Here is a 16,782-nt window from a genome sequence, read left to right as displayed (position 1 = left end):
TTATTCAATTAATTTAGCTTAAAAATAGATGATATATTTATTTGTCATCCTTATTATTAATTAATACATGGGGCGTAGCAGGTATCTTAATTCGATATAAAAGACAGGAGAAAATTAAAAAAGGTAAAATCCCTCCTTGCCTACTTAAATATGATTCAGTCATACAGCTGCAAAAAAATATCCAGACTACACTAAAAAGAATCCAATTCTTATACAGAAATGAATATTTGAATAACTTCCAAAATAATAATAATAAGACTCCAAACCCCAAACATCCAGAAATCAAAAATACATTTAAAAATTCATTATGAGGGTCTCCTACATTATTAATTGCCAATTTTTTATAATTCAATTCATGAATCATATTAGACATTTCATCTTTTACATCACCAATACCGTATCCCCAATAATTACGATTTATTAAAGTAATAGCACTGTTAAAATATTGAATTCTTTCTATTGTACTACCTCCACCGTTTACTAAATCAATTCGATGTATATTTCTCAACATAGTATCGAATCTTTTTTTCATAATGAGTCCTGTTAAAAATAAGACAGATAGAAAAAAAACTGATATAATTATTTTAAACTTATAATTTCCCTTAATAAAGAAAATTACAAATATTGCCGAAAATATGGAGATAAGGATTAAAATAGACATTTTAGATTGAAATAATAAAACTATTATTATAAAATAAAAAATCATTAACCATTTTATGCGCTTAAAGAGTAGAATATTTCCAAATAAAAATACAATTGATAAAAGCACTGATACAGAAAAATAAGCTCGATGTACTTCAAAATCATCCATTATAGTACTGAAAATAAATAGAAAGGCATAAAACGGATATTTTATATTAGGAGAATAAATCGACATAAACTCTAATATCCCATTTACTAAAAAAAAAGAAGATGCTAACATAGTGCCGAGTATATACATCTTGAGGTAGAAAATTAGTTTTTTATATGTGAGTTCAATATTAAGAAAAAGGAAAGGAGCCACTACAAAAAAAAACCTTCTTTCTATACCATCAAAACCAGACTTTAAATCTTCAGTCCAAAAAATAGAAAGAGATAATGCAAAAAATAGAATTACAAATATTGAATAATATTTCCATGAGCTTCGAATTCTAGCGATAAAACTTCTTTTATCAAACTTTATTAAATTAATAACAAAAATCAATACTAATAACGGTGGTAAAAATTTATTGTCAACTGTCAATAAAAAGAAAAGAAGTGAAACAAAAAAATGTTCTAAGTTTGACAAAGAAAATTTCATTTAAATCGTTGTTTTAAAAAAGTTAATCGAATTCATAAAACCATTAAACATATTATTAACCGAAGCTTCTTTTCTAATTATTTTATATGCATTTTCTGACAACTTCTTTAATTGATTTTCATCATTTAGTATACTAAACATTTTATTCTCTAATTCTTTCGAGCTATTCACTATATATCCATTTACTCCATTCTTTAAATAATAAATTTCCGGACTATGATTCACATTCAATGCTAATACTGGTAAGCCCCAATACATTGCCTGATTCACACCTAAGCCATTGGTACCCGGAATACAAAATATATCGGCACATTTAAACAACATATTTATTTTTATTTTATCATAAATTTCTCCTAAATATTCAATATTATAATTATTTTTTACCATTCGCTGATAATCTTCTGAAAAACCACTACCAACAATAACTAAACCTATATTTGAGTCTTTTCTATTTTTAAAAATATCTAGTAATATATCCAATCGCTTCCGTTTTTGAATTCTACCCACAAAAAGCACTATTTTATCATATCCAAGATTAAATTCTTTTTTTATATCAGATTTAGATACTTCTATTTGAGGTATCTCATCGAAGTTAATTGTGTTATTTGCAATAAAAGTCTTACTATGTAAACATGTAGGTATGTATTTCATTTCATTTGGTGAATACAAAAGGATAGAATCACTAAATAACTGAAATGTATTATATATTAGTTTTTTCAATTTATTGTTTGGGTCTTGTAAACTCATTCCATGGCTCCAATAAATAATCTTAATTTTCTTACATTTACAATAAATTAAAAGCAACCAAGAATTCATGTTATATATATTCCAAAATAATATAATACAATTTGGAGCTTCATATTTTATGTTCTTAGCGAGTTTAAATATATTATAATCATCTATTACATAATTATTAGAATCTTCAGTCTTCAAAAAAGATTTGTTATTTGAGTAAATCAACAGTTTAAAACCTCTTTTGTCAAATCTTTTGGCAAATTCTTGATATAATGAAATCCTGTAATGTAACATTGACTCACTTATCAATAAAATTTTGTTACTCAAACTCATTTTTTTCTCGTATTATCTCTAACTATTTTAACCGGATTACCATAGGCGATTTTATTACTTGGAATATCCTTATTTACTAAAGAATTAGCCCCTATGATAACATTATCTCCGATTATTATTTCTCCAAAAACTACCGAACCAGTCCCTATGTAAACATTATTACCAATCACAGGTACTTTCTTTTCTCCAATATTTCTGCCAATTGTTACATTCTGTGCAACAGTACAATTATCTCCAATTTTTGCATTCTTATGTATTATAGTACCCAAACCTAAATATCCAATTTTAAAATTCTTACCTATTGATGCTGAAGAAGGTAAGAATGTAGAAAAAATCAGTCTATTTATCCAAGTCAATAATGCTCCAAGAATAAAAATCTTTTTTCTATAAAAAAAATTCCCTAATCTATATAGTAATACTGGTGGTCTCTCCATTTTTTTTTATGTCATATTTTTTACTAGCCAAAATTGAAAAATATATAATTACAACTATGTAAAATATATAATCTTTGAAAAGCTCATTTAAATTATTTGATATCATAATAAAACAAACAATATAAGCATATAAAATTCTACATAATAAAATGTAATCCTTATTTAACTTTTTAAACAACCTTAGACTACTAAGAATAAAAATCAATAGAACAGTATAGACAATTAAAGGAAAAATTCCAAGTTCGGTTCCAATCCATAAATAGCCATTATGTGTAGTTATAGAATGTTGCTTTTCAAATTCTCCCATACCCATACCAAATATTGGATTAGCTTGTATATCGTTTATAGCATTTTGATATGTAATTGTACGTTCGCTTCCCTCTTCTAGTTGTTTTGATGTCCTTTCAATGTATTTCTTTTTAAAAACATTAATGAAATTAGTTGAAAATGATATTATCGCAATAAATAAAAAAATAGCTCCTAAAACCTTAAAAAAAGTCTGGATAATAGTTCTTAACTGATATGATAAAATTTTAGGGATGAGTAATAAAAACAATAAAAAAAGTAAATTCTGTCTACTGTTTGAAATAATTAACATTATTAAAATCATGAAAATATTTAATAAAGATAATTTTTTTATAAAAAAATTCGATTTCATATAACTTAAAGCATAGGCCACTGAAAAAATATTCAAAGCTATTAATCCATAAAAAAAACGACTAGTTCCCGATACCAAATTAGAATTAAAATAATTTTTAACTATACTTATTCTAGTGTTAGAATCTAATAAATTAAAATTTGCATTACTTATTAAAAAAAATAAAACAGATATAGTGGTAATCAATCCCAAAACCCAAATAACATCTATAACTATATTGTACTCTATCTTATTATTTTCAAAAATAGTAGCCAACATGAGGATGTTTAAAGTAATTAAAATGATAGTTATTAATGATTTTATTTCAGTCCCCCCACCAATAACAAAATGAATTATTAAATTCAGTACCGCCCAAATAATTAGTATTATAAAAAACAAAATAATAGGAAGATATAATCTTGAAATCTTAATATTCCTTTTCATTATAATAGAGTCAATAAATAAAATACTAACAATTAAAGTAGCTATTCTGGTAGTAGTAAGGAAGCTAAAAAAAATCTGGGCCTCAAATGTAAATAAGACATAAATGACCCCTATCATAAATGAAAAAAAATAACTTCTATTAATCATCTTTCTTAATTATATCTCTTATTTTTTCCGCTCCAATTTTCCAATTATGATTTAATAAGAAATCATCAAATAAAAACTTTTCAGAATTAATATTATTAAAAACAGCTTGAATATTAGAAAAGTCTTCAGTGATTGTAGTGCCTATTTTATAGGTTGAAACTAATTTTGCAGAAAAAGTACCATCAATAGCAATTATTGGTATTCTTGCTGAAACAGTACTATAATAACTTAAAGGCACGGACAAATCAAGATTTGATTTGAAAACAAAAGATATTCTTTCTAATAGCCTTTCATCAAGATTAACATAACCATTTATAAAATATACATTTTCACTGTTTTTCATATACTCCAGAATTATTGACTCATGTTTATTTAAATAATTTTCTATAGGACCGCAAACTATCATTTTTAAATCGAATCCATTTTTTTTAGCAGACTCAATCAACATTGGTATCTTTTTAAAATGAATTGTTTTATAATTAATAGATCCAATTGTAAGACCAAAAATAGTATTATTCGAATGACTTCTAATATATTGATTGATTTTATTAATAAGCTCTATATCTATTTTCTTTTCAATCGTTCCAAATGTAATAAAATCAATTGAAGAGCTCTTTAGTTGATCTTTGGCACTATTTACAAGTAAAGAATCCATTACAAAAATAGTTCTTGCAAATTTCTTAATAAGGAATCTTCTAATTTCAGAAATATATTTATAATGCACATCTGTTTCTCTATCTATATTATGACATATCCAAATTATTTTAGTACCTAATAATTTTGCTAAAAGCATTGTTATGATTTCAGAAAAAAATCGTAATATAGTCTTATAAAATTCTGGATAGTCATTTAAATATCTAAAAATTATCGCACTAGGCTTATCTTTAGAAAGTTCTTTCATATAAAAGAATATCCAATTTATCGGAGAGCCACGAAGAGTATGAACAGATACTCCCATACTTCTCAATTCATTACCCCACATTTTGGACTTAATATCATCTTTTTGAATAAGTATTTTCATTAAAAATTAATATTATCAAAAACATTTCAATTTTTTCGCAGGTACCCCGCCCCATACTTGATTAGATGGAATATTTTTATTTACTACACTTCCTGTCGCAATAATAACGTTATTTCCTATAATAACCCCTTTTAAGATTGTAACTCTTGCTCCGATGTATACATTGTTTCCTATTTTAATTTCTTTAGATTTTGATTTTTGACTTCTAAAAGGAATTGATCCATTCGTCAAGCCATGTTCAGACGTATATATAATTAATTGAGGTCCAGATAAAAAATCATCTCCAATAAAAATTTTGTTAGCTCCATTAATAATTGAGTTAGGACCTATCAAACAATTATCTCCTATGGTTATGTTTTGATGACCGACTATGTTGGTTCCACTCCTTATGTAAGATTTGTTTCCATATGAAAGAAACATTCTTTTCCAAGCAAATTGCCTAATTCCTTCAAAAAAACAATAAATCACTCTGTGCTCCGGATAATTTGGCATCAACATGCATAAGCGATTATAAAATAAAATTTCAAATGTTTTAATTTTATTTCTAATTATTGACATATTAAATAATAATTAAATATTGTTAATAATATACATATACAGCCAATACAAAAAACCATTAATTTATTAGTTGAACTCATAAACAATAATCTAAATATTATATTAGCATTATACATCAAAACAATTAATGAAGATATAACATAAATCATTAATACATTAAGAATTGAAAATTTAAGCAAAAAACCAAAGATAAAAAGACAACCCAATTTTACTACAGTTAAAACTAAATGTTGAATAAATGAAACATTTTGTTTGTCAAGAATTTTTAATATATATCCCAATGGATTCAAAACCATCGAGAAAAATATAAGGGGAGATAATATATATATATACTTATATAATTCACTCCAATTATCACCTAAAACAAAAGGTATAAAATAGAATGAACTATACACACAAATCACATAGGGTATGCCTAAAACCTTAGATATTTTAACAATATTCTTTATAACAAAACTATTGATATTATGGTTTAAATTATATTTTTCTGTTATCTGCTGATTATAAACTTGAATATAAGAGCCAACAAAAACTTGGCTAGGTGAAATTAATAACCTTTCGGTCATCGAATATAAGCCGGTAATAACAGATGAAAATCCTTTATTAATCAGTAATACTATTCCATGCTTGGATAAGGTGTAAACAAAAGATGTTGGTATATCATATAAGGGAAACTTATAGTATAAAGATAGTAATTTTCTACTCCTATCATATTTTAAAGAAAGATCAGAAAAAAAATTTCTTCTAATTATAAAAACGGCAAATAATGAACTTATAATATTTCCTAAAAATAACCCTATTAATCCAAAAAAATACCCTATGATAATATTAAAAAAAACCCCAGATAAACTCTTGACAATTATACTTAAAGATATTTTTTTATACTGTCTGACTCGTGTATACCAGACAGTATACACCTTATAAGCAGCAAATCCAAAAATACTTAAAGGGAGGTAATATAGATACTTAATCAACTCAGTATTTAAAATAAATACTTTTAAAAAATTCTGTAAAATTAATATTACAATAAAACATAAACTGCTAAATAATAACGATAAAACTAAAGAAATTTTTACTAAATCAAATGCTACCAAATCGGATTTTGGAAGTAATATAGCCATCTCATATCTACCCGTAGAAATTGTACCTAAAATATTAACTAATGAGAAATATATAGCAAATACTCCAAAGTCTTCGGGAGTAAAAATACGTGTTAAAATAAAGGTTGCTATAAAAGGAATGGCTTGACCAATCAGGGTTCCACTCATTAAAGTTATAACGTTTTTTCCGAACTCAGATTTAAAAATCCTATCAAACATTCCAATCTCGATAAATTACATATTTCATCGTCTTACTTTCAAATTCTCCCAATACCAATTTACGGACTCAGTAATACCATCTTCAAATTTGTAATATGGATTATATCCTAACATTTTTTTAGCTTTTGAAATATCTGCAAGTGAATGCTTAACATCTCCTTTGCGTTCAGGACCATAAACAGGTTTGACTTCGCTTATTCTTTCATCATAAAAAGATAATAATTCACGTAAAGTCACATACATTTTATTTAAACTTATGCTTTCTTCGCAACCTACGTTATAAACTGTATTTAATGATTCCTTCGTTTTAGATAAGGCGGCTAGCTGATTTATTTGAACTACATTATCGATGTAAGTGAAGTCCCTGGAATGTTCACCAGAGCCATTAATAATAGGACTTTTTAAGTCAATTAACGATTCAATAAACTTTGGAATTACAGCAGCATAAGAACCTTTAGAATCTTGTCTTCTACCAAATACATTAAAATAACGCAAACCAATGGTCTCTAATTCATATATATTAGAAAAAACCTTTGCATATAATTCATTAACATATTTTGTTACTGCATATGGTGATAATGGATTACCAATAATCTCTTCGATTTTAGGCAAACTTGGATGATCTCCATACGTAGATGAGGAAGCAGCATAAACAAATCTTTTAACTTTAGCTTCTTTTGAAGCATTTAGCATATTTAAGAATCCAGATACATTCACTTCATTAGTTGTTATTGGATCATTAATTGACCTAGGCACAGAACCCAATGCTGCTTGATGTAACACATAATCAATACCATCAACCGCACTTATACAAATCGAATAATCTCTAATATCGCCTACCACTAAGCGAAAACGATTATTTTCATTAAATAGCGATATATTTTCATACTTTCCTGTAGAAAAATTATCTAAACACACTACTTCATTATTTTGTTGTAATAATTGTTCCACTATATTTGAACCAATGAAGCCAGCTCCACCTGTAACTAAAATTCTTTTATTTTCAATTTTTGATTTCATTATTATAGTCTTTTCGTGACCTTAGTTTTCGGAAAAAAACCTTTAATATCATATACGATTGAATTAGCTGTAAGTTTCAAAGTATCTAAATCAAGTAATTCAAACTCTTTATGACCTACCGCTAAAATAATTGCTTCATATTTAGTTGTTATTTTGTTTAATAATTTAATATGATAATATTTATTAACATCATTTCTATCTGCATATGGATCATATATGTCAACATCTAACCCAAAACTTTTTAGTTCATTGAAAACGTCTACAACTTTAGTATTCCTTACATCTGGGCAATTTTCCTTGAATGTTATACCTAAAATTAAAACTCTAGCTTGCTTTATTTTCAATTCACTTTTCACCATTAGTTTTAAAACTTCATTAGCTATCATAACACTCATATTATCATTTATTCTTCTTCCCGCTAAAATTACTTGAGGATGATACCCTAAACTCTCTGCTTTATGAGTTAAATAATAAGGATCCACTCCGATACAGTGACCTCCTACTAATCCCGGTCTAAAGGGAAGAAAATTCCACTTACTCCCAGCAGCCATAAGAACTTCTAATGTATCTATATTCATCCGATTGAATATCAGTGCTAATTCATTTACTAGTGAGATATTCAAATCTCGCTGAGTATTCTCTATAACTTTAGAGGCTTCTGCAACTTTTATACTTGGAGCTTTATACGTTCCTGCCTTTATAATTGAGTTATACAACTCATCAATAATATTAGCAACTTTAGGAGTACTCCCTGAAGTGACTTTAACTATATCATAAAGTCGCCTTTTTTTATCGCCAGGATTAATTCTTTCAGGAGAATATCCACAATAAAAATCTTCATTAAATATCAGTCCACTAACTGATTCTAATATTGGCACACATTCCTCTTCTGTACAACCAGGATATACAGTAGATTCATAAATAACAATATCCGATTTTTTTAAATATTTACCAACTAATTCTGTTGCTGACACTATTGGACGAAGATCTGGTTGTTTGTATTTATCTATAGGTGTAGGAACAGTAATTATATAGATATTACTATTTTTTAAATCTGATTCAACATTACTATAAGCTAATTTATTTGAAACTTCGGATAAATCATCTAAAGAGACTTCCTCTGTTATATCCCTATTACTATTTAATTGTTCTATTCTCAATGGATTTATATCAAAACCGATTACATCAAATTGATTTTTCGCAAATTCAACCGCCAAGGGTAAGCCCACATAGCCCAGTCCAATTATAGCAATTTTATATTTTTTATCATCCATTTATATTTTTTTAAATAATTAATTCATATTTTTTTTTCAATACCACAAAAATCCAACACAATTTTATCATTTGATAAAGTCAATCCCTTAAACTCATCATGAGCTACCAAAAATGCTATTATATCAGCTCTACTTACTGCTTTTTTATAATCGGTCAATTTAAAAACCTTATGCTCTTTAATATTAGGCTCAACAATAAAATATTCTTCATTATTGGCATTCTGCAATACTTTTTGCGCTATATATTTGGCAGGTGACTCTCTTAAATCATCAATATTTGGTTTAAATGCTAAGCCCATTAAAGCTATATTTGGTTTTCTTCCATGCTCCAATTCAAACCCCAATTTAGCGGTTTGTATCTTTTCGGCACACCAAAACGATTTATAATTATTAATTTCTCTAGCCTTCCCTATAATCTGTGATTCCATAGGATAATCTGCTACAATAAAATATGGGTCTACAGCTATGCAATGACCTCCTACTCCACATCCTGGCTGCAAAATGTTCACTCTTGGGTGTTTATTTGCCAAATTGATTAACTCCCAAACATTAATATCTGCTTTGTCACAGATTAACGACAATTCATTAGCAAATGCTATTTGCACATCTCTTGACGAATTTTCTACTAATTTACACATTTCTGCAGTGCGGGCATTGGTTTTGTGTAAATCTCCTTTTATAAATTGGCGATAAAAAGCTATCGCTTTTTGAGTGGATTTTTCATCAACTCCTCCAATCACTCGATCGTTGTAAACTAGTTCGTGCATCACATTTCCTGGCAATACTCTTTCGGGACAATATGCAATATATAATTTCTCTTCTAGTTCGGGGCGTTCAGAATAAATTAATTGCATCATTTTTTCTGTAGTTCCGATTGGGGAGGTTGACTCTATAATATACAAATCACCTTCCTTCAACAAAGGTATAACAGCTTCGGTAGCCGCTTCCACAAAAGATATATCGGGTTCGTTTTTATTTTTAAATGGCGTTGGAACAACAATTAAATATGTATTTGCTCCTACTGGTTGTGTTGATGCTTTTAAAAAGCCTCCTTTAACGGCTTGGGCAACTGCATCATCTAATTCCGGTTCTATAATATGTATTTTTCCGGCATTGATTGTTTCCACTACTTGCGGATTTATGTCAACTCCATGTACATAAGTTTTGTTTTGGGCAATTAATGCTGCTGTTGGCAATCCAATATACCCAAGGCCTACCATTACAACTTCTGGCTTATCCATTTGAAATTTCTTTTATAAAATCTACAATTCTTTTGCATGCTTTACCGTCCCCATAGGGGTTATGCAGATTACTCATTTTATTATACACATCTTCATTCTTTAATAACGAAGTTGTTTCCTGGATTATTTTATGGCTATTCGTGCCCACCAATAATACTGTACCTGCCTCCACAGCCTCAGGACGTTCCGTAGTGTCTCGCATCACTAACACAGGTTTGCCCAGACCCGGTGCTTCTTCCTGCACCCCTCCACTGTCTGTTATTATTAAATAAGATTTTTCCATTAACCACACAAAAGCGGGATACGAAAGGGGATCAATTAATTTTACATTAGGAATCCCGGAAAGTAATTCATATACCGGTTTTTGCACATTCGGGTTTAGATGTACCGGATAAACAATCTGAATATCGGGATTCTGTTCCGCTATTGCTCTTAAAGCCTTGCATATATTTAAAAATCCTTGCCCATGATTTTCCCTCCGGTGACCCGTAACTAAGACCAGCTTCTTCTCAAGGTCGATTGTTTCTCCAAGCTTTTTAACTTCATCATCCATAAATCCAACCGATTTAATCTTTTCAACACTAAAAAACAATGCATCTATCACAGTATTTCCCGTTATTAAAATCGATTTTTCAGCCTTGTTTTCTTTTAACAAATTTTCTTTTGATGTTTCCGTTGGAGAAAAATGATAATTTGAAATCATGCCGGTAACACATCGGTTCATTTCCTCTGGAAAAGGAGACTGCATATTGAAAGTCCTTAATCCTGCTTCCACATGGCAAACTTTTGCCCCTGAATAAAACGAAGCAATACTTGAGGCCATGGTAGTCGTGGTATCCCCATGGACATAGACATAATCCGGTTGAAAATCTTCTAAAATTACTTTTAGACTAGTAATAATATCCGAAGTTAGTGAATATAAGTTCTGATTGGGCTTCATTAAATCTAAGTCATAATCTGGTTGAATCTCAAAAAATTCAAGTACCTGATCCAACATTTCCCTATGTTGAGCTGTTATACAGACTCTAGTCTCAAAACTATCACTATTTTTTTGAAACTCCTTCACCAAAGGTGCCATTTTAATAGCTTCTGGTCGGGTTCCAAAAATGATTAAATTTTTCTTCATACGAGACATTTAGTTCCTTTAATTTATATCCCTATTGAAAAAGACTTAAATCCAATTTTTTTTAGCTCCTCCCTATCTAATAAAAATCTCCCGTCAAAAATAAAAGCTGGTTTAAGCATGTTATCATAAATTCTTTGCCAATCACAATCTTTAAATTCATCCCACTCAGTCATAATAGCAATTGCATGTGCATCTTTGCATGCTTCATATGAATTATTATGTACCTGTACTAATAAAGAATTTTCATCTTCACTTCTACTATTTAAATAATTTAAATCGGCATAAATCCTATTCGATTCAACTTTCGGATCATAAACCGCTATGTTAGCTTTTTCTTCCAATAATTGATCTGCTACATATATAGCTGCTGACTCCCTTGTATCATTCGTATCCTTTTTAAAAGCCCAACCTAACATAGCTATTTTCTTACCAGATACCGTATTATATAATGTTGATAGTATTTTAGATGCAAATCTACTTTTTTGATGATTATTCATTAAAATTACTTGTTCCCAATAATCAGCCACCTCATTTAACCCATAACTTTTAGCAATATAAACTAAATTAAGAATATCCTTTTGAAAACAAGAACCACCAAAGCCCACAGATGCATTTAAGAATTTCGATCCAATTCTACTATCCATACCCACTGCTCTTGACACCTCTCTAACGTCTGCTCCTGTACTTTCACATAATTCAGAAATAGAATTAATGGAAGACACTCTTTGTGCTAAAAAAGCATTTGCTACCAATTTAGAAAGCTCAGATGACCATACGTTAGTAGTTAATATTTTATCTTTTGAAACCCAACTAGCATAAATATTAACTAATGCATTTATTGCTTCTATCCCTTTTTCATTCAGTTCTCCTCCAATTAAAATTCTATCAGGATTTAATAAATCTTGTATTGCAGTTCCTTCAGCTAAAAATTCAGGGTTTGATAGTATTTGAAAATTTACCCCTTTACCGGTTTGAGACAATATACTCTTTATAGCTTGAGCCGTTCTAACTGGAAGTGTTGATTTCTCAACTACTATTTTATCAGTTTTAGCCACTTTCGCTATCTGTCTAGCACAAAGTTCTATATACTTCAAATCTGCTGCCATGTCCTTCCCCTTCCCATAAGTCTTCGTAGGAGTATTGACAGAAATAAAAATCATTTCTGCCTCTTCAATTGCTTTATCAACATTTATAGAGAAAAAGAGGTTTCTTCCTCGTGCTTCTTCAACTACTTTATCTAATCCAGGTTCAAAAACTGGCAATTTATTTAAATTATCACTATTCCAATCCGTTATACGTTGCTCATTAATATCCACAACAGTCACTTTAATCTCTGGACACTTTTGTGCTATAACTGCCATTGTAGGACCTCCTACATAACCTGCACCGATACAACAAATTTTACTTATTTTCATTAAACTTTTTAAGATTTCTTTTACACTTCGCACAAAAATACAATAATCCTACATTTCACCAAGCCTTTTTAGACTTATTACTATAAGCTATTATTTGTGTTGTTACAATGCTATATTATTAGAGTCTTCAGTTAAAAAAGCAGTTTTGAAATACCATGCATTTTAATTATTTTTCAGATACAGTTTGTTAATTTTAACTCTCCTAGTAAGAGAAAGATTTTTCATCCGCAACTAATGACGGAATTCGAAATGGTTATAATTTATCAAATTCACTTCAACACACTATATACAGGTCTTTTTGCTTTCATCTTATAGCTATTATCACTTACTATTTTTAAATCTTTTTTAATTTCATTATCCTTTAAAATATCTACAGCAAACTCATACCAAGTCATCTCCTTTTTACCAGAAAAATGACGTATCCCGTAGCCTTTATCATTACTTACTATTAAGCTCATAATATATGTAGCTAAGTTTTCTGTATCTGTTGGACATCCGGTTTGACTATCTATTACTCGAAGCTCCTTTTCTGTTTGGACTTTTTGTAAAATGGTTCTGTAAAAATTCTTACCAAATTCTTTACTGTATAGCCAGGAAGTTCTTACAATAAAATAGTTTTCTGTTATTTCTTGAATATATTTTTCCCCTTGCAATTTTGATTTTCCATATTCATTAATGGGGTTTGGTTCATCATTTACTGTATATGGTGTTCCTTTTTCGCCATCAAACACATAATCGGTTGAGATATGAATTAAGGTTGTTCCATATTCCTTACAAACCTCAGCTAATTTCTTAACACCTTCTGCATTTACTTCTAATGCTTGTTCGGGTTCTTCCTCTGCCTTCTCTACATTGGTATAGGCTGCACAGTTAATACAGTAATCTGGATTGTATTTTCCAAAAGCACTTTTTATAGAAATCTTTTTTGTTATATTCAGTTCTTTTGATAAACAAAAAATAAATACCACATTTTCGTAATCGCCTTTGTATTTCTGAATAGTAAGTCCTAGCTGACCATTAGCTCCAGTAACAAGAACAGTAATTGGATGTTGGGTATTGGGTATTGACATACTCTTCTTCATTTTTTACTTATTGTTATAACTCAATCATCCTTCGAAAAGCCCAGGATGACGACTGGGAGCAGCTAAAATGGCTCTTCTAAGGGAGGTAATTCTTTATCTTTTTCTGAAACAATAATTTCTGATTTAGGAAATTTCCAATTTATTTTTAAAGTTTTATCATTGAATACAATTCCGCCTTCCGATTCTTTATGATATGGAGCATCACATTTATACGCAAATTCTGAAGTTTCACTCAAAGTAATAAAACCATGACCAAAACCTCTCGGAACAAATAGCTGCTTTTTATTATCTGCAGATAATTCTATTGTTTCGTATTGCCCAAAGGTTTCAGAATCTTTTCTTAAATCTACAACAACATCCAATACTTTTCCCTGTAATACTCTTACTAATTTAGCCTGTGCATATTCGCCTTTTTGAAAATGAATCCCTCTCAATACACCTTTTCTAGAAAAAGACTGATTATCCTGAACAAAGTTTATCGCTTCTCCTATTACTTGTTCAAATTTTTTCTGATGAAAACTTTCATAAAAATAACCTCTATCATCGTAAAAAACTTGTGGTTCTATCACAAAACAACCTTTTAATTTGGTTTCTTTTATTTTCATTTACTCTTTTATCTGTTATGAAGTTATGGCGCTATTTGTTTTTAGTTATTGAATTGTCGCCTCTTGAGATTTCCGCCTCTAAAGGAATCTGAAATAACCATGAATCTTTCAACATCACTTCAACATACTCAACAATTTTTTGCCATAACCACTTTTTACCAATGGTTCTGCCAAAGCTCTAAACTGTTCTTTATCTATATAACCCATTTCAAAAGCTGTAGCTTCAATAGAACCTACTTTTAACCCTTGTCTTTCTTCTATTACTTCTACAAATTGCGATGCCTGCATTAAAGATTGAAATGTTCCAGTATCCAGCCATGCAGTCCCACGGTCCATTACACTTACTTTTAACCTTCCTTTTTCTAAATATACCTTGTTAACATCTGTTATTTCCAGCTCACCACGTTTACTGGGTTTTATATTTTTTGCTATTTCAACCACATCATTATCATAAAAGTAAATGCCTGGTATTACATAATTGGATTTAGGTTCTAGTGGTTTTTCTTCAATGCATATCGCTTGATTGTTTTTATCAAACTCCACGACCCCATAGCGTTCTGGGTCGTGAACATGATATGCATATACAATTCCTCCATCCGGGTCAACATTCTCCTGCAATAATTTATCGAAACCTGTTCCGTAAAATATATTGTCCCCCAAAATCAATGCTACTTTATCAATTCCTATAAAATCAGCCCCTATAATAAAGGCCTCTGCCAATCCGTTCGGGTGTTCTTGTGTGGCATACTCAAATTTACAACCATATTTTTCACCATTTCCCAACAATTCTTTAAACAAGGACAAGTCCTTTGGGGTAGAAATAATTAAAATTTCCCTTATCCCAGCACTCATCAATGTTGAAAGCGGGTAATAAATCATAGGTTTGTCATACACGGGCATTAATTGTTTGCTTACCGCCAATGTTAATGGATGTAACCTTGTTCCCGATCCGCCCGCAAGTATGATTCCTTTCATTTTTTTTAACTTTAAGCTTATTTATATATCATATATATAGAAAAACACTACTATTTATATTGTTTCTTATAGTAATTTATATAATCCCCCGTCGTAATATTTTCCAACCACTGTTGATTCCCCAAATACCAATCAATAGTTCTCTCCAACCCTTCCTCAAAGGTTACCGATGGCTTCCAGCCCAATTCTTTATTGATTTTAGTGGCATCTATGGCATAACGTAAATCATGTCCTGGCCTGTCTTTTACATAGGTGATTAATCTTTCCGATTCACCTTCTGCTCTTTTTAATTTTTTATCCATCAATTTACATAAAATCTTCACCAAATCAATATTCTTCCACTCGTTAAATCCTCCAATATTATAGGTTTCTCCGTTCTTACCTCTATGAAAAATTAAATCTATTGCTTTTGCATGATCGATAACATAGAGCCAATCCCGTGTGTAATTTCCATCACCATACACGGGTAGGTTTTTTTTCTTGATAATATTATTGATGAATAATGGGATTAATTTCTCCGGAAAGTGATTCGGACCATAATTATTCGAGCAGTTACTGATAACATATGGCAATCCATAAGTCTCCCCGTAAGCCCTGACAAAATGATCGGAGCTTGCTTTGGATGCTGAATAGGGAGAGTTTGGATCGTATGAAGTTTCTTCTGTAAACAGTCCGCTTTCGCCCAGAGATCCATATACTTCATCGGTGCTGATATGATAAAAACGAGCCCCTTCCCGGCTATCCTGATGCGTATCCAACCAAAGTTTTTTAGCTGCATTCAACAAATTCATCGTGCCAATAACATTTGTTTTTACAAACGCTAATGGATCGGTTATGGAGCGATCTACATGACTTTCGGCCGCCAAATGGATAACCCCATCAAACTGGTATTTATCAAATAAATTATAGATAAAGTCGGCATGGGTAATATCTCCTTTTACAAATGTGTAGTTTGGTTTACCTTCAACATCCTTTAAATTCTCCAGGTTGCCTGCGTATGTCAATGCGTCTAAATTGACAATTTGATAATCGGGATATGTATTTACAAACAATCGAACCACATGGGAACCGATAAAGCCGGCTCCTCCGGTTATTAATATTTTTTTGGTATGTTTTTCTACGCTCACTTACGTTCTT

At 30.0% G+C, this 16,782-nt stretch carries 16 protein-coding genes; all 16 read right to left on the bottom strand.

Features of this window, described 5'->3' with window-relative positions; translation table 11 throughout:
* Positions 1-37 precede the first annotated feature (37 nt).
* The 16 genes from UXI14_RS09340 to rfbB all read right to left on the bottom strand — a co-directional run bounded on the left by UXI14_RS09340 (position 38) and on the right by rfbB (position 16,772).
* The gene (locus tag UXI14_RS09340; protein ID WP_335965917.1) at positions 38-1,279 is read right to left on the bottom strand and encodes an O-antigen ligase family protein; all 1,242 of its coding nucleotides are present in this window, start codon (positions 1,277-1,279) and stop codon (positions 38-40) included.
* Positions 1,280-2,212: a glycosyltransferase family 4 protein gene (locus UXI14_RS09335; protein WP_335965916.1), complete on the bottom strand. Its 933-nt coding sequence runs from the start codon at positions 2,210-2,212 to the stop codon at positions 1,280-1,282.
* 131 nt (positions 2,213-2,343) lie between these two features.
* The gene (locus UXI14_RS09330) at positions 2,344-2,781 is read right to left on the bottom strand and encodes a serine acetyltransferase (RefSeq protein WP_335965915.1); all 438 of its coding nucleotides are present in this window, start codon (positions 2,779-2,781) and stop codon (positions 2,344-2,346) included.
* Positions 2,753-4,009 carry an O-antigen ligase family protein gene (locus tag UXI14_RS09325; protein WP_335965914.1) on the bottom strand — a complete coding sequence of 419 codons (1,257 nt, stop codon included), beginning with the start codon at positions 4,007-4,009 and terminating at the stop codon, positions 2,753-2,755. The genes UXI14_RS09330 and UXI14_RS09325 overlap by 29 nt, the downstream gene beginning before the upstream one ends.
* The gene (locus tag UXI14_RS09320) at positions 4,002-5,030 is read right to left on the bottom strand and encodes a hypothetical protein (protein ID WP_335965913.1); all 1,029 of its coding nucleotides are present in this window, start codon (positions 5,028-5,030) and stop codon (positions 4,002-4,004) included. The genes UXI14_RS09325 and UXI14_RS09320 overlap by 8 nt, the downstream gene beginning before the upstream one ends.
* A 15-nt stretch (positions 5,031-5,045) precedes the next feature.
* Entirely contained in the window at positions 5,046-5,588 is a 543-nt protein-coding gene (locus UXI14_RS09315; RefSeq protein WP_335965912.1) for an acyltransferase, read from the bottom strand.
* A complete protein-coding gene (locus UXI14_RS09310) occupies positions 5,579-6,907 on the bottom strand; it encodes a lipopolysaccharide biosynthesis protein (protein WP_335965911.1) in 1,329 nt (442 codons plus the stop codon). Before UXI14_RS09310 ends, UXI14_RS09315 begins: the two co-directional genes overlap by 10 nt.
* A 24-nt stretch (positions 6,908-6,931) precedes the next feature.
* On the bottom strand, positions 6,932-7,927 hold the full coding sequence (locus UXI14_RS09305) for an SDR family oxidoreductase (protein ID WP_335965910.1): 996 nt from the start codon (positions 7,925-7,927) through the stop codon (positions 6,932-6,934).
* A 2-nt stretch (positions 7,928-7,929) separates the two neighbouring features.
* Entirely contained in the window at positions 7,930-9,201 is a 1,272-nt protein-coding gene (locus tag UXI14_RS09300) for a nucleotide sugar dehydrogenase (protein ID WP_335965909.1), read from the bottom strand.
* 23 nt (positions 9,202-9,224) lie between these two features.
* Positions 9,225-10,442 (bottom strand): UDP-N-acetyl-D-mannosamine dehydrogenase, encoded by a 1,218-nt coding sequence (wecC, locus tag UXI14_RS09295; RefSeq protein ID WP_335965908.1) that lies wholly within the window; start codon positions 10,440-10,442, stop codon positions 9,225-9,227.
* Positions 10,435-11,568, bottom strand: coding sequence for a UDP-N-acetylglucosamine 2-epimerase (non-hydrolyzing) (gene wecB / locus UXI14_RS09290; RefSeq protein WP_335965906.1), 1,134 nt, complete (start codon positions 11,566-11,568; stop codon positions 10,435-10,437). The genes wecC and wecB overlap by 8 nt, the downstream gene beginning before the upstream one ends.
* A 23-nt stretch (positions 11,569-11,591) precedes the next feature.
* Positions 11,592-12,983, bottom strand: coding sequence for a UDP-glucose 6-dehydrogenase (locus UXI14_RS09285; protein ID WP_335965905.1), 1,392 nt, complete (start codon positions 12,981-12,983; stop codon positions 11,592-11,594).
* Positions 12,984-13,252: 269 nt separating this feature from the next.
* Positions 13,253-14,065: a dTDP-4-dehydrorhamnose reductase gene (rfbD, locus tag UXI14_RS09280; protein WP_335965904.1), complete on the bottom strand. Its 813-nt coding sequence runs from the start codon at positions 14,063-14,065 to the stop codon at positions 13,253-13,255.
* Between the two features lie 62 nt (positions 14,066-14,127).
* A complete protein-coding gene (gene rfbC, locus UXI14_RS09275) occupies positions 14,128-14,670 on the bottom strand; it encodes a dTDP-4-dehydrorhamnose 3,5-epimerase (RefSeq protein WP_335965903.1) in 543 nt (180 codons plus the stop codon).
* Between the two features lie 114 nt (positions 14,671-14,784).
* The gene (gene rfbA, locus UXI14_RS09270; RefSeq protein ID WP_335965901.1) at positions 14,785-15,645 is read right to left on the bottom strand and encodes a glucose-1-phosphate thymidylyltransferase RfbA; all 861 of its coding nucleotides are present in this window, start codon (positions 15,643-15,645) and stop codon (positions 14,785-14,787) included.
* 50 nt (positions 15,646-15,695) lie between these two features.
* The gene (rfbB, locus tag UXI14_RS09265) at positions 15,696-16,772 is read right to left on the bottom strand and encodes a dTDP-glucose 4,6-dehydratase (RefSeq protein ID WP_335965900.1); all 1,077 of its coding nucleotides are present in this window, start codon (positions 16,770-16,772) and stop codon (positions 15,696-15,698) included.
* Between the last annotated feature and the right edge of the window lie 10 nt (positions 16,773-16,782).

It is taken from the genome of Galbibacter sp. PAP.153, assembly GCF_037029175.1.
Lineage (GTDB): Bacteria > Bacteroidota > Bacteroidia > Flavobacteriales > Flavobacteriaceae > Galbibacter > Galbibacter pacificus.
The sequence above is the reverse complement of the archived record's forward strand: the minus strand, read 5'-3'. Positions and strand labels throughout refer to the sequence as shown.